At 48.0% G+C, this 19,758-nt stretch carries 17 protein-coding genes; 10 read left to right on the top strand and 7 right to left on the bottom strand.

Annotated features, from left to right (window positions below; all coding sequences use genetic code 11):
• Window positions 1-13: 13 nt before the first annotated feature.
• Window positions 14-1,999 (bottom strand): transketolase, encoded by a 1,986-nt coding sequence (gene tkt, locus J3U67_RS08235; RefSeq protein ID WP_267391492.1) that lies wholly within the window; start codon window positions 1,997-1,999, stop codon window positions 14-16.
• Window positions 2,000-2,306: 307 nt separating this feature from the next.
• Here tkt and J3U67_RS08230 point away from each other — a divergent pair, with 307 nt between their 5' ends.
• Window positions 2,307-2,630: a ComEA family DNA-binding protein gene (locus J3U67_RS08230; protein WP_267391491.1), complete on the top strand. Its 324-nt coding sequence runs from the start codon at window positions 2,307-2,309 to the stop codon at window positions 2,628-2,630.
• A gap of 25 nt (window positions 2,631-2,655) precedes the next feature.
• Here J3U67_RS08230 and J3U67_RS08225 read toward each other — a convergent pair whose 3' ends face one another.
• Window positions 2,656-3,543 (bottom strand): LysR family transcriptional regulator, encoded by an 888-nt coding sequence (locus J3U67_RS08225; protein WP_267391490.1) that lies wholly within the window; start codon window positions 3,541-3,543, stop codon window positions 2,656-2,658.
• Window positions 3,544-3,772: 229 nt separating this feature from the next.
• Between J3U67_RS08225 and J3U67_RS08220 the strand changes: the two genes are divergently transcribed.
• The 6 genes from J3U67_RS08220 to J3U67_RS08195 all read left to right on the top strand — a co-directional run bounded on the left by J3U67_RS08220 (window position 3,773) and on the right by J3U67_RS08195 (window position 9,482).
• Window positions 3,773-5,128, top strand: coding sequence for a CitMHS family transporter (locus J3U67_RS08220; protein WP_267391489.1), 1,356 nt, complete (start codon window positions 3,773-3,775; stop codon window positions 5,126-5,128).
• A 41-nt stretch (window positions 5,129-5,169) separates the two neighbouring features.
• Window positions 5,170-6,507 carry an acyclic terpene utilization AtuA family protein gene (locus tag J3U67_RS08215; protein WP_267391487.1) on the top strand — a complete coding sequence of 446 codons (1,338 nt, stop codon included), beginning with the start codon at window positions 5,170-5,172 and terminating at the stop codon, window positions 6,505-6,507.
• A 2-nt stretch (window positions 6,508-6,509) separates the two neighbouring features.
• Window positions 6,510-6,812 (top strand): hypothetical protein, encoded by a 303-nt coding sequence (locus J3U67_RS08210; RefSeq protein ID WP_100139627.1) that lies wholly within the window; start codon window positions 6,510-6,512, stop codon window positions 6,810-6,812.
• Window positions 6,813-6,938: 126 nt separating this feature from the next.
• Window positions 6,939-7,592, top strand: coding sequence for an acetate CoA-transferase subunit alpha (gene atoD / locus J3U67_RS08205; protein ID WP_267391484.1), 654 nt, complete (start codon window positions 6,939-6,941; stop codon window positions 7,590-7,592).
• Between the two features lie 12 nt (window positions 7,593-7,604).
• Window positions 7,605-8,270, top strand: a complete 666-nt coding sequence (locus J3U67_RS08200; RefSeq protein WP_267391482.1) for a 3-oxoacid CoA-transferase subunit B — start codon at window positions 7,605-7,607, stop codon at window positions 8,268-8,270.
• A 30-nt stretch (window positions 8,271-8,300) separates the two neighbouring features.
• Window positions 8,301-9,482 (top strand): acetyl-CoA C-acetyltransferase, encoded by a 1,182-nt coding sequence (locus J3U67_RS08195; RefSeq protein WP_267391480.1) that lies wholly within the window; start codon window positions 8,301-8,303, stop codon window positions 9,480-9,482.
• A gap of 116 nt (window positions 9,483-9,598) precedes the next feature.
• Here the strand turns inward: J3U67_RS08195 and J3U67_RS08190 are convergent, their stop codons facing one another.
• Together J3U67_RS08190 and J3U67_RS08185 are read right to left on the bottom strand one after the other, a co-directional pair.
• Window positions 9,599-10,015: a GFA family protein gene (locus J3U67_RS08190; RefSeq protein WP_267391479.1), complete on the bottom strand. Its 417-nt coding sequence runs from the start codon at window positions 10,013-10,015 to the stop codon at window positions 9,599-9,601.
• A gap of 116 nt (window positions 10,016-10,131) precedes the next feature.
• The gene (locus tag J3U67_RS08185; RefSeq protein WP_267391478.1) at window positions 10,132-10,515 is read right to left on the bottom strand and encodes an MAPEG family protein; all 384 of its coding nucleotides are present in this window, start codon (window positions 10,513-10,515) and stop codon (window positions 10,132-10,134) included.
• 252 nt (window positions 10,516-10,767) lie between these two features.
• On the opposite strand from J3U67_RS08185, the gene J3U67_RS08180 reads away from it, so the two are divergent.
• From J3U67_RS08180 to J3U67_RS08170, 3 genes are all read left to right on the top strand, one after another.
• Complete coding sequence (locus tag J3U67_RS08180) at window positions 10,768-11,943, top strand: phosphoglycerate kinase (protein ID WP_267391477.1); 1,176 nt, start codon at window positions 10,768-10,770, stop codon at window positions 11,941-11,943.
• A 465-nt stretch (window positions 11,944-12,408) separates the two neighbouring features.
• Window positions 12,409-14,817 carry a membrane-bound PQQ-dependent dehydrogenase, glucose/quinate/shikimate family gene (locus J3U67_RS08175; RefSeq protein WP_267404696.1) on the top strand — a complete coding sequence of 803 codons (2,409 nt, stop codon included), beginning with the start codon at window positions 12,409-12,411 and terminating at the stop codon, window positions 14,815-14,817.
• 190 nt (window positions 14,818-15,007) lie between these two features.
• Window positions 15,008-15,508: a Spy/CpxP family protein refolding chaperone gene (locus tag J3U67_RS08170; RefSeq protein WP_100139635.1), complete on the top strand. Its 501-nt coding sequence runs from the start codon at window positions 15,008-15,010 to the stop codon at window positions 15,506-15,508.
• Between the two features lie 71 nt (window positions 15,509-15,579).
• Here the strand turns inward: J3U67_RS08170 and J3U67_RS08165 are convergent, their stop codons facing one another.
• From J3U67_RS08165 to J3U67_RS08155, 3 genes are all read right to left on the bottom strand, one after another.
• Window positions 15,580-17,673, bottom strand: coding sequence for a TonB-dependent copper receptor (locus J3U67_RS08165; protein ID WP_267404690.1), 2,094 nt, complete (start codon window positions 17,671-17,673; stop codon window positions 15,580-15,582).
• Between the two features lie 119 nt (window positions 17,674-17,792).
• Window positions 17,793-19,106, bottom strand: coding sequence for a DUF445 domain-containing protein (locus tag J3U67_RS08160; protein ID WP_267404688.1), 1,314 nt, complete (start codon window positions 19,104-19,106; stop codon window positions 17,793-17,795).
• 245 nt (window positions 19,107-19,351) lie between these two features.
• A complete protein-coding gene (locus J3U67_RS08155; RefSeq protein WP_100156217.1) occupies window positions 19,352-19,753 on the bottom strand; it encodes a hypothetical protein in 402 nt (133 codons plus the stop codon).
• Window positions 19,754-19,758 lie beyond the last annotated feature (5 nt).

Raw genomic sequence — 19,758 nt, 5'->3', positions numbered from 1 at the left:
TTTACGAGTTGATTTAAATTAGGCGTTTAACCACATCAACTACTTGCTCAACGGTAAAGCCAAATTCTTTGAAGAGTTGCTCTGCAGGCGCAGATTCACCAAAGCGGTTGATGCCGATAATGGCTCCATTGTTGCCTACGTATTTGTACCAAGAATCACTGACGCCAGCTTCTATGGCAATACGAGGTATGCCGGCTGGTAAGACACTGTCGCGATATGCTTTATCTTGCCTGTCGAAGATATTGGTATTGGGCATAGAGACAACGGTAGTGCCTATGCCCATTTCGGCTAGTTTGCTTTGCGCATTAATGGCTAGTTCAACTTCGGAACCAGTGGCAATCAGTACGGCCTGTGTTGTTTTTTCATTTGCGGTTTTTAACACGTATCCGCCACGGCGTATATCTGCTAGCTGCTGGCTGGTTCTTGGCATAAAAGGTAATCCCTGACGGCTGAAAATTAAGCAGCTTGGGTGGTTTTCAGCAGCTACGGCATCAGCCCAGGCCACCAATGATTCTGCGCTGTCGCACGGACGCCATACACTCATATTCGGAATGAGGCGTAAGGTAGCGATTTGTTCCACAGGTTGGTGTGTAGGGCCGTCCTCTCCTAAGCCAATTGAGTCGTGAGTAAATACGAATACCGGATTGATACGCATCAGTGCTGCCATGCGCAGGGCATTACGTGCATATTCGCTGAACATTAGGAAGGTGGCGCCAAACGGCTTGATGCCGCCGTGTAGGCTGAGGCCATTCATGATGGCAGCCATACCAAATTCGCGCACGCCATAGTGAATATAATTGCCGCTATCTGAGGGCGTTATAGAGGTACTGCCGGACCAGTCGGTCAGGTTTGAGGGTGTAAGATCTGCAGAACCACCAACTAATTCTGGCAGAATCTCTGCCAGAATTTCGATACTGTTCTGACTGGCTTTGCGAGTAGCAACTTTTTCAGCTTTGTTGCATATGTCGTTCAAGGCTTTTTGTACATGGGCGTCGTAATTTTCTGGCAGTTTGCTATCCATACGGCGCATGAATTCTGTAGCTTCGGCCGGATATTGCTGCTGGTAACGGCTAAATAAATCTTGCCAGTCCTGCTCCAGTTTTGCGCCGGCTGCTGCTGCATTCCAATCGTCGTAGATTTCCTGTGGAATGGTAAAGGGCGCATGTGTCCAGTTAAGGGCTGTCCGTGTAGCGGCAATTTCTTCGGCACCTAGTGGGGCGCCGTGGGTTTTATGGCTACCCTCTTTATTAGCTGCACCTTTTCCGATTTTGGTTTTGCAACATATGATAGATGGTTTATCAGTTTCGGCTTTGGCGGCGGTGATGGCTGCGCGGATGGCGACTTCATCATGGCCGTCTACATTGGCCACGGTGTGCCAGCTGTAAGCAGCAAAGCGTTCAGGAATGTTTTCGCTAAACCAGTTGTCTACTTTGCCATCAATGGAAATGTTATTGTCATCATATAAAACAATTAGTTTGCCTAGTTTGAGGGTGCCGGCCAGTGAACATACTTCGTGAGAGATACCTTCCATTAAGCAGCCATCACCGACGAAAACGTAGGTGTAATGATCCATGATGTTGAAGCCGGGTTTGTTGAATCGGGCTGCCAGAATTTTTTCGGCTAATGCCATACCAACTGCATTACCGATGCCCTGTCCCAGAGGACCAGTGGTGGTTTCGACGCCATCAGTGTAGCCATACTCGGGGTGGCCGGGTGTTTTGCTATGCAGCTGACGAAAGTTTTTCAGGTCTTCTATGCTGAGGTTGTAGCCGCTCAGATGCAGCAGGCTGTACAGCAACATGGAGGCGTGGCCATTGGATAAAATGAAGCGGTCACGGTTGTAGAATTTAGGATTTGCCGGGTTGTGTTGCAGGAATTCGCGCCACAGTACAGTTGCCATTTCGGCCATGCCCATTGGTGCACCAGGGTGGCCGGAGTTAGCCTGTTGAATTGCGTCCATTGCTAGAAAGCGAATTGCGTTAGCCAGATGTGATGCCATGAAGTTGCCTTTTGATGAAGGGTGACAGCTGCCTGAATCAGCTTTGTTTTAGTAAGGTTCTAAACCTTGTTGTATGGGACAGGGTTTATCCGGTATGAATTATCCTGAATCTGTGCAAACCTTTCAAGGAAAGTATATTTTTTATGTTTGGTTTGTGGTGGGTTGTTTGGGTATTTGTGCTATATGAATTACTGAATGGGTATAAAAATAATATTTGCATAAATGTTATTTGTGTTTTATGCTTTTGGCACATTCTGAATGTAAGGATGTGCTCAATTCTTCAAGTGGATATTCAGGGGAGAAACAAATGCGGAAGATGATTGTGCTGCTGACATTATTGTTGGCTATGGTTTCGGCGCGGGCGGCGGTAAATATTAATTCTGCTACAGCGCAGCAGCTACAATCCTTACCGCATATTGGAGCGGTAAAAGCGCAGGCAATTGTGGAATATCGGAATGAACATGGTCCTTTTGTTTCTACAGCAGATATTATGAAGGTGAAAGGTATAGGTAAAGCTACTTATGAAAAGTTACGGTATGAAATTAGTGTGAGCGGTAGTAGTGCTCAGCCTGCTGAATTCTCTTCTGCATCTGGCCAGCGTCGTGCCCGTCCGGCTACTGCTGGAAAATAAAATAATTATTTGCTAATACGGGTAGTTAATCGCTGAAGATATTGGCTTTGATATGGTGGTAAAAATTCTCCGCCTGTGCTGAGAGTTTTCGTTCTTTGTGTTTTATCAGATATATGGATCGTTCCAGATTCATGTCTTGTACGTCTTTGACGACCAGATTATTGTGCTCAAACTGAAATAAGGTCAGTCTGGGCACAAGTCCAATGCCATAGTTTGCTGCAACCAGCCCCATCATGGTGGTGAGTTGACTGACTTCAACTACATAATTAATTCCAAATAAATCAACGATTTTATCGACATAGTGGCGTATGCTGGTGCCTTTGGTGAAGCCTATCATGTCGTATTCCAGTAGATCTTTGAGTTGGATATTGTCTTTGCACGCCAGTGGATGGTTTATATGACAAATAAGATGAAATTTATCTGAAAAAAGAAATTCAGATGATATTTCTGTTAAAGACGGGGATTTGGCGGTTAAGGCCAGCTCGGCGTGTCCTTGTAATAAAGCTTGTAGGCATAAGTCCCATTGTGTGTCTAACAGTTCGACTTTGATGTTGGCATGCTGGTGATGAAAGGTGGCCAGCAGCTGCGACACCCATTGCACGACGATGGAGGGCATGACAGCGAGTATTAGTTTTTCCTGATAGGCATTGGCATGAGAACGTATTTCTTTGGTTGTCCGTTCGTAAGCAAACATGAGTTCACGTGCCAGTTTGATGAAGTGGATACCGTTTTCATTTAGGTGAACTTTGCGGGTATCTCTGTCAAACAGGCGGTAGCCGATTTCCTGTTCTAAATTAGCTATAAGGCTACTGAACGCAGGCTGAGATAAATGAATTTTCTGTGCGGCCCGAGTGAAATTGTCTTCTTCAACCAATGCGAGAAAAGCTTTTATCTGTTTAATTGATATATTCATTTATCATTAATTGCCGGTTTTTATTTTTATCATTTTCTACGATAGCATATTTTCTGCAAAGTTTATTATTTTTTTATCAATGTTTTTTAAAGCGGATTTGATTAATCGATTTTCTTTATTAATCCATCTTTTTAATCGATTAGACAGGGTGGGTCGTTATGGTGAGAATGCTGCATTGTTGGATATTGATTCTTTTTTTTATTAATAACGACCCAAAAAGGGGACTTTTATGCTGGCTTTAATAGGCATATTAACTATTGCAACTTTGCTGTTTTGTATTATGAGCAAGCGGCTATCGCCGATTGTCGCTTTAATTACGATTCCGATTCTGGGAGCGGTGGTTGCGCTTTATGCTGTGCCATTGTTTGGTGGTGGTCAGGAAATTGTGCCACATTACACCACGATTCCTAAGATGGTGGTGGCGGGGATTGCGAAACTGGCACCGATGGCGGCTATGTTTGTGTTTGCCATTATTTTCTTTGGTGTGGTAAGCGATGCGGGGATGTTTGATCCGATTATTGCCAAAATTCTAAAGGTTGTCGGTACCAGTCCGAAGAAAATCATTATCGGTACGGGTGTGCTGGCGCTGATTGCGCATTTGGATGGTAATGGTGCGGTGACTTTTCTGATTACTGTGCCGGCGATGCTGCCTTTATATGACAAGTTGGGCATCGATAAAAGAATTCTGGCCGGTATTACGGCATTGAGTGCAGGTGTAAATTTTCTGCCTTGGACGGGGCCGATGATTCGCGCTGCGGCTGCTTTGGATGTATCGACGCATGATTTGTTTACGCCTTTGATTCCTGCACAGATTTGCGGTTTGGCATTCATGGTATTTATGGGATGGTACTGGGGTCGTAAGGAAGAACGGCGTTTGGGGCTGGCTGGAGCTACAGCCAGTGCTGGTGGTGATGAAAATGCGGTAACGCATTTTGCGCCTAAAGAGCTGACTGAGGAAGAACGCAAACTGCGTCGTCCGCATTTATTCTGGCCGAATATTATTCTGGTGGTTTTGGTGATTACCGGTATGGTGGCCACTAAGATTCCGCCGGTTGTTATTTTTATGGTGGCCTGCTGTATTGCGCTGACGCTGAATTACCGTAAACCGGCTGAGCAATCTGCGCGAATTAATGCGCATGCTAAGGGTGCGCTGATGATGGCTTCGATTTTGTTTGCGGCAGGTGTGTTCACGGGCATTATGGGTGAATCCGGCATGCTTAAGGCGATGGCGGTTTCTGCTGGTCATTTTGTGCCTGATGCGCTTTCTTCTCATATTCCGTTTATTGTCAGTCTGATTGCGATGCCGCTGAGTCTGGTATTTGATCCTGATTCTTATTATTTCGGCATTATGCCGGTAGTGGCGAATATTGGCGGTTTCCCGCCGATTGAGGTGGCACAGGCTTCTTTGCTGGGACAGATGACTACAGGTTTTCCGGTAAGTCCGCTGACGCCTGCTACTTTTCTCTTATGCAGTCTGTGTGGTGTGGATCTGGCCGATCATCAGAGATTCAGTATTCCGGTTTTGTGGCTGGCTTCAATTGTGATGGCGATTGGTGCAGTGGTGACGGGTGTATTCCCGCTGTAAAAGGCTGTTTGTAAATTATTGTGTGTAATGAGGTATGGATGATGAAAAAAATCAGAATTGGTTGCGGTGCCGGATATGCCGGCGACCGGATTGAGCCGGCAGTTGAGCTGGCTGAAAAAGGGAATATTCAATATCTGGTGTTTGAATGTTTGGCTGAGCGGACGATTGCGATTGGTCAGCGCCAGAAAAAACACAATCCGGATGCTGGTTTTAATGAATTGCTGGGTGCACGCATGCGGGCGGTATTGCCAGCCTGTCTGGAAAAAGGCATTAGGATTGTGACCAATATGGGTTCGGCCAATCCACGGGCTGCTGCGAAGTTAACTGCTGAAATTGCGCGTTCGCTGGGTGCTAAAAATCTGAAAATTGCAATTATTGAAGGTGATGATGTTTTTGAACAGGTTATGCAGCAGGATTTGCTGCTGGATGAACAGCAAAAACCGGTTTCGCAATGTGGTAAGAAAATTGTATCCGCCAACGCCTATATTGGTGCGGAACCAATGGTGCAGGCGCTGGCTAACGGGGCGGATATTGTGATTGCCGGCCGTGTTTCTGACCCGTCTTTATTCTTGTCTATTATGATGCATGAGTTTCAATGGGCAGCGGATGATTGGGCGCATCTGGGTAAAGGCACGATTCTGGGACATTTGTTGGAATGTGCCGGCCAAATTACCGGTGGCTATTTTGCTGACCCAGGCTATCGTGATGTACCTGATCTGGCACGTTTAGGCTTTCCAATTGCTGAAATCAGTGCGGATGGTGATGCGGTGATTACTAAAGTTGAAGGTTCTGGCGGTATGGTGACGCCTGATACTTGTAAAGAACAGATGCTGTATGAAATTCACCGGCCGGATGAGTATAAAACGCCGGATGTGACTGCTGATTTCAGTCAGGTAACGTTTACTCAGGTGGGTAAGGATCGTGTGGCGGTATCAGGCGGCACCGGCCGTGCGCGTCCAGAAACGTTGAAGGTGTCTGTGGGTTATGAGGATGGCTTTATTGGTGAAGGTGAAATGAGCTATGCCGGCCCTGGTGCGGTTGAGCGTGGTCGTTTGGCTTTGGACATTGTGAAAGAACGTTTTGCGATTACTGGTGTGCAGCCACAAGAGGTTCGTTTCGATTTAATCGGAGTGGATTCGTTGCATGGGGCGACGTTGTCTCGGAATAGTCAGCCTTACGAGGTGCGTGTACGTGTGGCCGGCCGTTTTGAAACGAAAGCTGCTGCTGCGGTGGTGGGTAATGAAGTGGAAGCTTTGTATACCAATGGTCCTGCTGGCGGTGGTGGTGCAATGAAGTCTGTCAAAGAAATTGTGGCGATGGATTCTACTTATATTCCGCGTAATCTGGTGACAACCAGCATTGACTATCTGGAGGTTTGATAATGAAGCTACGTGAAATTGCACACTCTCGTACTGGTGATAAGGGCAATACTTCTAATATTTCGGTAATTGCTTATCAACCTGAAGACTTTGAGCGTCTGAAAGCGGCTGTTACACCGGAAAAGGTGAAAGCGTTTTTTGCTGACGTTGTGACTGGTGAGGTGGTGCGCTATGAGCTGCCAAATATTGGTGCGCTGAATTTTGTGATGTATGGCGCGCTGGGTGGCGGGGTGACCCGTTCTCTGGCTCATGATATGCATGGCAAAGGGCTAAGCGCCGCAATTCTAGATATGGATATTGAGTAATTGCTAAATGGCTGGCGGTAGCTGTGGGCACTGCCGGCCGACAAGACGATATGTCCTGATGTGCATGTAGGCTGGAAGGGTAGTTGCTTTTTGTCTGGATTTTGGTTTGTCTCAGGTTAGAAAAATATGAAAACGAAACAGCTCAGTTTGGCAGATGTGAAAAATCATCTGTGGGATGGCATGACAATTATGTTTGGCGGTTTTATGGGTATAGGTACGCCTGCCAGATTAGTACAGGCCATTCTGGATGCAGGGGTGAAAGATTTAACGATTATTGGCAATGACACGGCATTTGTGGAAACCGGTGTAGGGCCGTTGATTACGCATAATCGGGTGAAAAAAGTAATTACTTCCCACATTGGTACCAATCCGGAAACTGGTAAAAAAATGATTGCCGGCGAGATTGAGGTGGAGCTGGTGCCGCAGGGTACTTTGGCTGAGCGTATTCGCGCAGCCGGTGCTGGTCTGGGCGGAGTGCTGACGCCAACAGGGCTGGGAACGGTGGTTGAGGAAGGTAAGCAGAAAATTGAGGTGAATGGGCGCGAGTTTCTGCTGGAACTGCCTCTGGAGGCTGACTTGGCTATTGTGGAAGCCAAAACGGCCGATAAGCTGGGTAATTTGGTGTATGAGCTGGCGGCGCAGAATTTCAATCCGCTGGTTGCTCTGGCAGCGAAAACGGTAATTGTGGAAGCGAATAACGTGGTTGAAGTAGGCGCAATTACACCAGATGCAGCGATTACGCCAGCAGCACTGATTGATTATATTGTTTATCCAGCATAGGGGATTATTGCCATGAATGCAAAAGAGCTGATTGCACGCAGAATTGCGCTGGAATTTAATGACGGTGATGTGGTGAATCTGGGGATTGGTCTGCCGACACAGGTGGCCAATTATGTGCCGGAAGATGTTCATATTACCTTACAGTCTGAAAATGGTTTTCTGGGTCTGGCAGCATTTAATCCAGATGAAGCCAATCCGAATATGGTGAATGCTGGGGGGCAGCCGTGTGGTATTGCAGCTGGTGGCTGTACTTTTGACAGTGCGTTTTCATTTGCGCTGATTCGCGGCGGCCATGTGGATGCCTGTGTGCTGGGTGGTCTGGAAGTGGATCAGGAAGCCAGTCTAGCCAATTGGATGGTACCTGGCAAAATGGTGCCGGGCATGGGAGGAGCGATGGATTTGGTTACCGGAGCTCGTCGTGTGATTATCGGTATGGAACACTGCACGAAGAACGGTGAATCGAAGATTCTGAAAAAATGTAGTCTGCCGCTGACAGCTAAAAACAAGGTAAATCTGATTGTTACTGAGCTGGCGGTGTTTGCTTTTGACGATGGGCAGCTGGTGTTGCAGGAGCATGCGCCGGGCGTTGATTTGGAAACGATTAAGGCCAAAACACAGGCTGAATTTATGGTTGCAGAAAATTTCTGCGAAATGACAATCAGCCAGCGAGGTTTGTAAAACGGGCAGTTGTCAGGTTAAGGAGTAGATATGGAACATGCGGTAATTGTTAGTGCAGCGCGTACACCAGTAGGCAGTTTCAATGGTTCGCTGGCCAGTGTGGGTACGGTGGATTTAGGCAGATTAGTGATTGCAGAATCGATTAGTCGTGCCGGTGTCGATGCGGGGCTGGTTGATGAAGTTGTGATGGGTAACGTGTTGCAGGCAGGACTGGGACAAAATCCGGCACGGCAGGCAGCACTGGCAGCTGGGCTGAATGATACGGTACCGGCTTATACGGTAAATAAAGTATGCGGTTCTGGCCTGAAAACGGTGGCTTTGGCGGCACAGGCTATTGCAGCTAAAGATGCAGAAGTGGTTATTGCGGGTGGTATGGAAAATATGAGCCGTGCACCGTATCTGCTGGACAGTGGAGCACGCTGGGGCTTTCGTATGGGCAATCAGCAGGTAATTGATACGATGGTTCATGATGGTCTGACTTGTGCGACCAATCATTATCATATGGGTATTACTGCTGAAAATATCGCACAAAAATATCAGATTAGCCGGCAGGAGCAGGACGAGCTGGCTTTACGTTCGCAGCAGCTGGCGGCACAGGCTGTGGCTGCTGGTGTGTTCGACGCTGAAATTGTGCCGGTGACGATTAAGTCGCGTAAGGGTGAAGTGGTGTTTGCTCGTGATGAGTATCCGCGTGCAGAAGCAACCGCTGAGGGGCTGGCTAAGTTAAAACCAGCTTTCCGCACCGATGGTACGGTGACGGCGGGTAATTCATCTGGTATTAATGATGGTGCGGCAGCAGTGATGGTGATGGCGGAAAGTAAAGCCAGAGAGCTGGGTTTGCAACCGCTAGCGCGTATTCGCAGCTATGCCAGTGCCGGTGTTGATCCTGCGCTGATGGGGCTTGGGCCAGTGCCGGCGACACAGAAAGCTTTACAGAAAGCTGGTCTGTCTCTGGCAGATATTGATCTGATCGAGGCTAATGAGGCTTTTGCTGCGCAGTTTCTCGGGGTTGGGCGTGAGTTGAACTTTGATATGGATAAAACCAATGTTCATGGTGGGGCAATTGCACTTGGTCACCCCATTGGTGCCAGTGGTACACGTATTCTGGTAAGCCTGCTGTATGGTTTGCGTAAACGTGATGTACAGCTAGGTTTGGCTACGCTGTGTATTGGCGGCGGTCAGGGTATTGCCATGATAGTGGAACGGATGTGATGTTGTCGCAATTGTGTTAGCAAGGAATGGAATATGTGAGCCATGTAATACTGATGTGTTATGTGGCTTGTTTTTTGTCAGAAACTATACCAGTTGATATGGTGTAACTTGGTATTTTAATTTTTATCTTCAATCATTTGCAGAATGTCGGCTTCTGTCATGTTTTGGGTTTGATTGGCGAAGGTGTAGCAGTCAGGTTTGTTGTCTATATACACTTGTAGGTTGAAGTCCAGTGGCAGGGGTGGTTTGAAAATCCATGCAGCTATGTAATATTGGCCGCTGTGTTTTAATCGGTAGTAAAGATGGGTGCCGCATGCTGAACAGAATGCCCGTTCTGCCCATTCTGATGATTGATAATGAGTAATCAGCTCTTTGTTGTGAAAGTGAATTTTGCCAGTATGCATGATGGTCATTAATGGACCAGCATTCCATTGGCGGCAGGTATGGCAGTGGCAGGCACTCATGGAATAATTTTCCAGTTCAAGGGAAAAAGTAATTTTTCCACACAAACATGAAGCAGTGTGATTTGCCATGTATGGACTCCGATAGAAGATGTAAAGTGTAGTAGACGGCAGCTGTTAGGCTTTATGTCTGACTACTGCTGTCTGTAGGCTTTGGTTATGTTTTTATATTGCTACTGACTACACTTTTAGATGGAAGCGATATATAAGGAGATGATGCACACGACGCCTACTCCCCAAATGCAGGAGCGGGCAAAGGGTTTATCTTTGATGTAGCAATATAGGTAACCTAGCCGGCTGAGTATGAATAGAACGCTCCAGTAATTAATAGTGAGCTGAGCAGCCTTGCCAGTGGCATGAGCTATGATAACCGCAGCGGCAAAGGGGGCAAAAATTTCGTAACCATTCTGTTGCGCTGCATTGGCGCGAGCAGCTTTGCCATACGCTCTAGCCAGAAATGCGCGCGGTTGATGATTGTCGTCGGCAATGAAACCACCGCTTTTTTTTGCATAAAAGGCGGTAATCCATGGCAGTAGCATGGCTATGAAAACACACCAGTAGGCAAGGGTCATGATGTTATCCTGTTGAGTATGCTTATGTGCTGGGTTGATAATGGTATTAACTATATTAAGGGTATATTTGCTTTCGGTTTTATCCGGTTCTGACTTTACCCTGAATTTAAATTATAAGATAATTCAAAGTTTTTCAAGTTTTTTGTGTTTGATAACTATTTTTATGTGTTTGTTGCGCTGATGAGGTGGTCGTCGGGCGGTTTTGAATGGTAAGGCGATTTTGTCGGCGATTTTTGTTTCGGGAACTCTACCATGTTGTTTAAAAAGTTGGCTGACCAGAATGTGTCGGGCAAGACTGTTGTTATTCGGGTGGATATGAATGTGCCGGTAAAGGATGGTGTGATTGCAGATGATACGCGCATTCGTGCTTCGCTGGCTTCAATCCGTTTTTGTTTGCAGCAAGGGGCTGCTGTGGTGGTATTGACGCATCTGGGGCGTCCGAAAGCTGGAGCACCGAAGCCGGAAGACAGTGTGGCGCCGGTAGCACAACGTCTAGGCGAGCTGCTGGGGCAAGAAGTCAGGGTAGTGGAAGATTGGCGTGAGCATAAACCACAGTTACAGGCGGGAGAGGTGGTGATGCTGCCTAATGTGCGCCTGAATGTTGGTGAAAAAGAAAATGACTCAGCTCTGGCTGCGGCTTATGCTGCGCTGGGTGATGTGTATGTAAATGATGCGTTTGGGACGGCACACCGAGCTGAAGCTTCTACTGTAGCGGTAGCCGCGGTGGCGGGTATGGCCTGTGCTGGTATGCTGTTGACTGCTGAGCTAGATGCGCTGTCACAAGCGTTGCAAAATCCCCAAACACCGGTTGTTGCGATTGTGGGTGGCAGTAAGGTATCGACTAAACTGACGATTCTGGAGAGTTTGGCTGATAAAGTGGACCATTTGATTGTTGGCGGTGGGATTGCCAATACTTTTTTGCTGGCACAAGGCTTGCCAGTGGGACAGTCGCTGGCGGAATCGGAGCTAGTAAACAGTGCGCGGCAGATTCTGGACAAAATTGCGGCTAAGGGCGGGGATATTCCGCTACCCACTGATGTTGTAGTGGCAAAACGCTTTGCGGCAGATGCGCCGGCTGAAATCAAAAATGTGGCAGATGTGGCGGCGGATGATATGATTTTGGATATTGGCCCGCAGTCGGCACAAAGGCTGGCACAGATGCTCAAATCGGCCAGAACAATTGTTTGGAACGGCCCAGTAGGGGTGTTTGAGTTTGCTTCGTTTGCGCATGGTACTGAGGTGCTGGCTGAGGCAATTGCGGCTAGTGAAGCTTTTTCAATTGCCGGTGGCGGCGATACGCTGGCGGCGATTGCTCAGTTTGGTGTCAAGGATGATATTAGTTATATCAGTACTGGTGGTGGTGCATTTTTGGAGTTTTTGGAGGGTAAGACTTTGCCAGCTGTGGCTGCGTTAACTGCCCGTGTGTAGGTTGGAATAATTCTGCCGGTACTGCTCTGGTATCTATGATGATGGCGAAACCGCTACTAATAGCGGTTTCGCTTTTTTTATGGCCGTAAGTCCGGCTGTTAGGACTACTCTGATGTGATGATAAAGAATGAGATTATGGATTTGTTTGGATTTGAATGAGTGCCGACGCAGGCAGAAAGCAGAATTTTTTTCAAAATGCGCACTTTTTTAATTTTTTGCTTGGTCTGTTTTTACTTATCAACTATAGCCTGAATGTTAATTTTTTGACAATGGCTTATTTTCAAGTTAATAATAATGCTGTTTTGTTAATTTTATTTTAATTTTGTTTGTTTAAGTCATTTAATTTCATTGATTTATAAATAATTATTTCAAATATTGGTATTGATTGCTGGCTGACGGGCAGGGTGGAAGCTTTGCGTGTTGGGTGGCAATTTTTATTCACACACTTCAGGTTAGGAGTAGTTGATGTCTGGTTCTTCAGGTGGTTGCTGGCGTTGTTTACCTCGCTGGCTGCTGGTATTGATTTTACTGGCAAGTGGTCTGGCGCTGGGCTATGGCGGGATTGTGCTGCTGATGCAGGGCGGATCCATTTATTATCTGCTGGCCGGTATTGCTTATCTGGTGCTGGCGGTGCTGGTAGCTAAGCGTAAGTCTTGTATGGCTTTAGTTTCACTGCTGATTTTTGTGGCAACGTTTATCTGGGCATTGGTTGATGCGCCGGAGCTGACTTTCTGGCCGCTATTGTCGCGACTGGTGGTGCCGGCTCTGCTGCTGATGATGACTTTCTGGTCAGGCAGTGGTTATTCTGGTGTTTCGACTGGGGCGCGCCGTTTCTACAATTGGGGCGGAGCAGTTATTTTCCTAGCGTTGCTGGCTACGCTGATTGCGGCATATTTTCCTCATGGTGAGATTCGTAATCAGGTCGCCATTAGCGAGAATGCAGCTGCTGCTCAGGTAAGTGCGCGTAATCCAGCTGATTGGGCATTTTTTGGCCGTAATCAGCATGGGACACGTTTTGCGCCTTATACCCAAATTAATCCGGATAATGTACGTAATCTACAGGTGGCATGGACGTTCCATACCGGCCGCCGTACCAGTGGCAAGGCAATTGGTGTGGATGAAAATACGCCGTTGCAGATTGGTGACAAGCTGTATTCGTGTACGCCGGAAAATCTGGTTTCGGCCATTGATGCGGATACGGGTAAGCTGATCTGGCGCTTTGACCCGAAAGCGCGTACAGCCGAACATGTGACCTGTCGCGGTGTTGGCTATTATGATATGGATAAGGACGAAAGTCTGACTACAGCAGAGAAAGCAGCCTATACTGAGCCTGTATGCCGCCGCCGTATTGTGGTTTCTACTGTTGATGCGCGTTTATTTACGCTGGATGCGGATAAAGGAACGTTGTGCCCAGGTTTCGGTAATAAAGGCTATGTGGACCTGAAAACGTATATGGGGCCGACTGAAAACAGTAAGCGCTATCACCCAACTTCGGTACCGGTAATGATGGGGCATCTGACGGTGGTTGGCGGCTGGGTACGTGATATCGTGCATGGTGAGCCTTCCGGTGCGGTGCGTGCGTTTGATGTGCGTGACGGTAAGCTGGTGTGGACTTGGGATATCGGTAAACCGGATGGTTTAGCTAAACCTGGTCAGAACTATACTTTAGAAACGCCAAATGTATGGACTATTCCTACTTATGATAAGGAACTGAATCAAGTTTACTTACCAACTGGTAATGGCCCTCCGGATTACTGGGGCGGTGACCGCAATCACATTAAAGAAAAATTCGGTGCGGCTGTGGTGGCTCTAGATGCCAGCACGGGTAAGCTGCGCTGGGTGCGACAGCTGATTCACCATGATGTGTGGGACTATGATCTGCCTTCTCAGCCGGTGTTGTATGATGTGACTAATGATAAAGGACAGAAAGTTCCTGCTCTGATTCAGACTACTAAGACCGGTCAGATTTTTGTGATTGACCGTCGCAATGGTGAGTTTGTGACTAAGGTAGTGGAACGGCCTGTACCGACTGCTCCGGCTGCAGAAGGTGAGCGTCTGGCGACTACGCAGCCGGATTCGGTAGGTATGCCGAGTATCGGAAATGAAACGCTGACTGAGCAACGGATGTGGGGTATTACGCCGTTTGACCAGCTGTATTGCCGTATTTTGTTTAAGAAATCGGTATACAAAGGCCGTTTCACGCCACCGGGTGCGCAACCCTATATTGAATGGCCTAGTCTATTGGGTGGTATGAACTGGGGCGGTATTTCGATTGATGAATCGCGCAATCTAATGTTTGTTAATGATATGCGCATGGCGCTGCGTATGCAGTTGGTCACCCGTGAGCAGGCTAAGCAGTATAAGGTATCCACTGATGAAGTACCTGGCTTTATGGGTACAATCCGGCCGCAGGTGGCAGGTATTTATGGTGGGGTGAAGATTGATATTCTGCAGTCTCCACTGGGTGTGCCGTGTCAGCAGCCTCCGTTCGGTACAATGAGTGCTATTGATTTAACCACTAAGCAGCTGGTATGGCAGGTACCTTTGGGTACGGTGCAGGATACTGGTCCGCTGGGTATTAAGACGCATCAGCAAATGCCGATTGGTATGCCTACTTTGGGCGGTCCTACGGCTACAGCTTCTGGTCTGGTGTTCTTTGCTGGTACGCAGGATTATTATCTGCGTGCTCTGGATGCGAAAACAGGTAAGGAAGTGTGGAAAGCGCGTCTGCCGGTGGGTTCGGTGGCTGCCCCGCTGATTTATGTTTCGCCGAAAACAGGTAAGGAATATGTAGTGATTTCAGCTGGTGGCACCAGCCATGCTACGGATGTAGGCGATTATGTAATTGCTTATGCGCTGCCGGATAAGAAATAATTCTGGCCGTTTGATTCAACAGCACCTGTAATGCAGGTGCTGTTTTTTTTCTGATGGCGCTATAATGGTATTGTTTACTTATTAATTGCATTTATATTCCTGTTTTTACGCTGGTTTATGAAATACTGTTGATGATATAAGAATGTGATGCTGTGGTGCATTGTTAACTGAAATAATAAGGAGTTGTGTTATGAAAAGTTTTACCCGTGTAGTAACGCTGGCTGCTTTGTCTTCTTTGAGTATGGCCGCTTTTGCAGCACCCGCAACGGAGGTGCCCACTGCGGTGATGACTGAAACTGTAGTGGTTCAAGAACATGCACCGGTAAAAGGGTGGGTGAATACGCATTCAATTTTGCCGCAGTTGAATTTGAGTACGCAACAGAAGGCGCTGGTGCAGAAAATTGATCATCAATATGCTAGTCAGCGTCCGTTGATGAGTAATGAAAATCGGCAGACATTGTCTAATCTTCAGCAGCTGCGTAGAAATCTGGTTACTGGCAAACGTTTTGATGATGCTAAGGCTAAGAATATGATTGCGCAGGAACAGCAGATATGGGCGCAGCAGCAACAGGCTCGCGCTGATTATGATTTTTTACAGCTGAAACGGGAACACGATATTTATCAGATTCTGACGCCTAAACAGCAGCAGCAATATTGGCATTTACGCCAGCAGCAGAAGTTGTTGCGCTGATGCGCTGGTGTGTATTCTGTTGATTGAAAACCCCGGATATCCGGGGTTTTTGTATGTGGGTTGGCAATGTATCAGAAGCGTATCTGAGCCCGTGCCCAAAGAGTACGGCCGGGTTCGTTGACGCGACGTTCCTGTACGGAATAGGTGTCGAAGTCGTAGGCAGATTTGTTGACAGCTTCGGCATAGGTTTTGTTGAAGAGGTTGTCGATGCCGATTTGTACGAGTGCGTGCTTGTTCGGTTTCCAGCCTGCATTGAGGGCAAGCGTGCCGAAACCATTGCTGCGGCCTAAATCCATGCCGACGATGTTGCCCTGATTTTTGGCATAGCGATGCTGGCTGGCAGCTAAACGCCAAAGGGCACCGGCGCTGAAGTGTTCGTTTTCCCAGTTGAGGTACGTGCGCCATTCTAGTGGTGGTGTTTGTGCTAGCGGCCGTTTGTCGCTGCGGTTGCTGGCGTAGGTATAAGCCAGACTGCCACCAAGATTCCAGTGTGGGGCAAACTGCCAGTTAGTTTTGGCTTCGAAGCCATAGCGACGGGCATTAATCTGGCGGGCAAAATTTTTGTTGTTTATGCTTTCAATCAATATGAAATCATTGATTCTGCTAGCGAAGATGTCGATGGAGCTGGTGATGCTGCTGCCTTGATAGCTGAGGCCAGCGTCGATTTCGTGGTTGGTTTCTTTGTGCAGTTTTGCACCATTTGTTTTGCTGCGTTCCCAGTAATCGGGGGCACGCTCGGCCTGACCATAGCCAATATAGCTGGTGAATCTGTCACCACGGTGTTGCAAACGCATGAAGCCTGCGTTTAGGCCTTCATGTTGATGTAGATAATTTGGGGCAATGGTATTTTTCTTAGGGTTGAACTGGGTATTGGTCCAGTCGTGACGCAGACCACCGTAGAGACTATTGTTTTCGTCGAAATTCCATTCGCTTTGCACGTAGACACCATGGCGTTTATAAGTCTGATTCCATTCAAACGGCCATCTGGTGAAGTTTTCTGCCTGATGTTTGTCGGTGCTCATTATCATCGGGCGTGCGCTGACTTCGTCACTCTGCCAGTCTGTGCCAATTTCGCTGTGGGTATTGCCAAGCTCTATCTGTGCCGACAGTTTGGCTGATTTAATTTCACGTCCTGGATTCATGACTGAATACATGCGCCGTACCGGCATGGCTGCTTGATGCGTACTGTCCATTCCGTTCATGCCTGTACCCATTTTCATGCCCATACCCATGCCGCCATTCATTTTCATTGGTGGAGTAGTACGCAGGCTGAAGTTGTCCATGACATGATCAATTTTGCTGCGGCCGTATTCAAACTGTATCTGGCTTAGCCAGTCGGTTATGTTTTGCTGACGCAGTTTCATTGACCAGCCACGGCGGTTAAATTGGGTACCGTCCATTGACCGGTCGGCATAGCGGGCATGGCCGGTGCTGTGTTCATACTGTACGGCCAGCAAGGTATCAGTAAAGGGTGTGAGGGCAGCCTGCACCATCTGGTTGTTGCGCTTGAAAGCGGAATGAACGGTGTCACCATCACCATCTTTGTAGTCTTTTGATTCGTTATGGCTGGCATTAAGTCGCAGCCAGCCGTACTGATTGCCCAGTGTGCTGTCTATGTAGGCATCGCTACGGCCAAATGAGCCTTTGGTAAGGGCGCTATCGAGTTTGGCCGTGGGCTGTGTGAGTGGTTTTTCGTCACGCATGAATCGGACTGAACCAGTAATCATGCCCGGCCCTTGATTAACGGCCTGAGGGCCTTTAGTAATGATTACGCGGTCGTAGCTGGCCGGAAAGAGGTAGGATGTGGGCGGGTCCATGCGTCCGGGGCAACCACCGAGTACAAACTGGTCGTCGGCGGTAATGAGCAGGCGCGAACCGCCAAGACCGCGCAGCAAAGGGTCGCCGGAGCTACCGCCTTTGCGGGTAACACTCATGCCGGCTACGGATTTGAGTAAGTCGGCACCATCCTGTGCCGGTAGAGGTTGAAGGGCGGTTTTGGGGTCGATAATTTCGATACCGGGTGCATTTTGCTTTGAAGCAACAACCACAATGGGACTTAGTTCGGTGGTATGAGAATCAGAATTAACTGGCTGGGGCTGAGCCTGTGCTTTGACGAGAATGCAGGACAGTGCAAGAAAAACAAGAAAGCGGGAGGGAATATACATGGGGTGAGTCTGTCCAGATGCAGGTATGGATGTGGCTTATTATATCTTAATCAATACAAACAAATCTTTAAACAATAAAATCATTTGTTTAGGCGGACAGGTTAATGTGCTTTAATTTTTTAGTGACTTAACCATTGTGATAGTACGTAGATGATGAGACCGATACATCCGCCCACCAATGTGCCGTTGATGCGGATGAATTGTAAATCGCGGCCGACACTTAGCTCGAGTTTATCTACCATCTGCCGGCTATCCCAGCTTTTTACTTTGTCTGCGATAAACTGGCTGACGCGATTTTTGTACTGCTTGATGAAATGGCGTGCACATAGTGTGATGCGGGTGTCGAGCCGGCGCATAAATTGCGGATACTGGCTGGCTTGCTGTTGCATATGGGTACACAGGCGAATGAGCTGCTGCTGCCACCATGAATTATGTTGAGTGATGTCCTGCTCACTCCAACCAACGAAGCTATCCCATAAATCCATGATGCTTTGCTGTAAGGCGGCCGATTGTAGTAATTGCTGCCGGCTAGTGGCCAGTTGGCGATGCCAGCGGCGGTTGCGGCGTAACTGCCGCTCGATGATGAGCAGTTGTTTGCGACTGGCACGCCAGAATGCATGTTGTGGATTGTCTAGTACAGCGTCTATATAGGAATCAGCCCAGTTGAGGGCTTTGCCGGCTACCCAATCATCTATCTGTGCAGTGAGGGTGGTTTTGAGCGAGGCTTTGAGTTTGTCCCATGTAGAGGGGTCGCTTTTTTCAATTCTGCCTACCCATGACAGCAGGCTTTTTTCCAACTGAGCTCGTGTTTGTTCGTTTTGTAGCCAGCGGCGCACTTGTTGTAATAGTGCACGCAGGAGAATGGTGTCGATTCCTTGTTTGTTTATCAATAGCAGGAGGTTGGCTAATGTTTTGCCTACGCGGGCACCGCTGTACTGTGTGTTTAGCAGTTGGCTAATGAATCGGGAGACGTCGCTAGCGGTGGCGGTGCGTAATAGGAGCGGAATCTGACGAGTAAGGATGGGCAACCATTGCTGCTGGTTGTCTGTATTGACCAGCCATTGTAATGCGCTGGTGGCCGGATGCAGACGATAAATGCGGCTGGCGATGGCTTTGTCTTGCAAAAAATTGTTTTCGATAAAGCGTGCGAGCTCATCAGCGATTTTATTTTGCTTTTGCGGCAGAATGGCGGTGTGAGGAATGGGCAAACCGAGTGGATGGCGGAATAGGGCTGTAACCGCAAACCAGTCAGCCAGTGCACCTACCATGGCTGCTTCGGCAAATGCTTTCAGGTAAGCGAGTGCCGGATAGTGCTGCTGCCACAGACAACTGAACACAAATAAGATGCAGGCAGCAAACAGTAGGCTGGTAGCCAGAAGGCGCATGCGGCCTAATCGACGGCGTTGCTGCAAATTGTGTGCGGTATGAGACATGGGTTTGGGCTGATGTGTTCTGTGGTAGATGTAGTGATTTTAGTGGTTGCTGTCCGGTTATCCAGTCTGATTTCCGGAATTTTACCCGATTAAGTAAAAATATGGATTTGGGGAGCAGATGTGTGTGACAGGCTGTTGTTTTTTGCCGGCAGGATTTGAATTGTGGGAAAGCCGCCTATCTTCTGTAAATGAGTTTGCGGCAAAACTGTGGTTTTGCAGCACGGTAGAATGATGCGAATGGAAATTTAGGCGCTAGGCTGCGGGCGTTGCCGTTTATGCTGCCACCATTTGAAAGCATAGCCGGCAATAACCGGAATCAGGGCGTAGATAATGAGTGCTGTCCAGCTGCCGTACCAATGTACCAATTTGGTTGTGCTGCCATCACTATTGAGCATGATTTCGCTTGAGCCGTAGTGAATGGCACGCCACCAGCACATGACCAGTAAACCCAAGAATAATGGCCATATGTTGCGCGTGCGTGCGCGTTGCCATAGAAGAAAAAACACCAGTGCCCACACCAGTGTCAAGGTGGTGACGAGCAAACCCGTATCTGTTGGCAATTGCAGATAGCGGCAGATGATGAAGGTGATCACTACCCAGATGCCGGCGAGAATGGCCATGATGAATTCTTCGGGTTTATTTAGCATGCTGT

Origin of the sequence: Snodgrassella sp. B3837, assembly GCF_026535955.1 — a bacterium.
Taxonomy (GTDB): Bacteria; Pseudomonadota; Gammaproteobacteria; order Burkholderiales; family Neisseriaceae; genus Snodgrassella; species Snodgrassella alvi_E.
This window is presented reverse-complemented; position numbering and strand designations above follow the sequence as displayed.

Excerpts from the sequence above, each read along its gene's own strand:
- tkt (WP_267391492.1), bottom strand. The coding sequence starts at position 1,999 with ATGGCATCACATCTGGCTAACGCAATTCGCTTTCTAGCAATGGACGCA.
- J3U67_RS08230 (WP_267391491.1), top strand. The coding sequence starts at position 2,307 with ATGCGGAAGATGATTGTGCTGCTGACATTATTGTTGGCTATGGTTTCG.
- J3U67_RS08225 (WP_267391490.1), bottom strand. The coding sequence starts at position 3,543 with ATGAATATATCAATTAAACAGATAAAAGCTTTTCTCGCATTGGTTGAA.
- J3U67_RS08220 (WP_267391489.1), top strand. The coding sequence starts at position 3,773 with ATGCTGGCTTTAATAGGCATATTAACTATTGCAACTTTGCTGTTTTGT.
- J3U67_RS08215 (WP_267391487.1), top strand. The coding sequence starts at position 5,170 with ATGAAAAAAATCAGAATTGGTTGCGGTGCCGGATATGCCGGCGACCGG.
- J3U67_RS08210 (WP_100139627.1), top strand. The coding sequence starts at position 6,510 with ATGAAGCTACGTGAAATTGCACACTCTCGTACTGGTGATAAGGGCAAT.
- atoD (WP_267391484.1), top strand. The coding sequence starts at position 6,939 with ATGAAAACGAAACAGCTCAGTTTGGCAGATGTGAAAAATCATCTGTGG.
- J3U67_RS08200 (WP_267391482.1), top strand. The coding sequence starts at position 7,605 with ATGAATGCAAAAGAGCTGATTGCACGCAGAATTGCGCTGGAATTTAAT.
- J3U67_RS08195 (WP_267391480.1), top strand. The coding sequence starts at position 8,301 with ATGGAACATGCGGTAATTGTTAGTGCAGCGCGTACACCAGTAGGCAGT.
- J3U67_RS08190 (WP_267391479.1), bottom strand. The coding sequence starts at position 10,015 with ATGGCAAATCACACTGCTTCATGTTTGTGTGGAAAAATTACTTTTTCC.
- J3U67_RS08185 (WP_267391478.1), bottom strand. The coding sequence starts at position 10,515 with ATGACCCTTGCCTACTGGTGTGTTTTCATAGCCATGCTACTGCCATGG.
- J3U67_RS08180 (WP_267391477.1), top strand. The coding sequence starts at position 10,768 with ATGTTGTTTAAAAAGTTGGCTGACCAGAATGTGTCGGGCAAGACTGTT.
- J3U67_RS08175 (WP_267404696.1), top strand. The coding sequence starts at position 12,409 with ATGTCTGGTTCTTCAGGTGGTTGCTGGCGTTGTTTACCTCGCTGGCTG.
- J3U67_RS08170 (WP_100139635.1), top strand. The coding sequence starts at position 15,008 with ATGAAAAGTTTTACCCGTGTAGTAACGCTGGCTGCTTTGTCTTCTTTG.
- J3U67_RS08165 (WP_267404690.1), bottom strand. The coding sequence starts at position 17,673 with ATGTATATTCCCTCCCGCTTTCTTGTTTTTCTTGCACTGTCCTGCATT.
- J3U67_RS08160 (WP_267404688.1), bottom strand. The coding sequence starts at position 19,106 with ATGTCTCATACCGCACACAATTTGCAGCAACGCCGTCGATTAGGCCGC.
- J3U67_RS08155 (WP_100156217.1), bottom strand. The coding sequence starts at position 19,753 with ATGCTAAATAAACCCGAAGAATTCATCATGGCCATTCTCGCCGGCATC.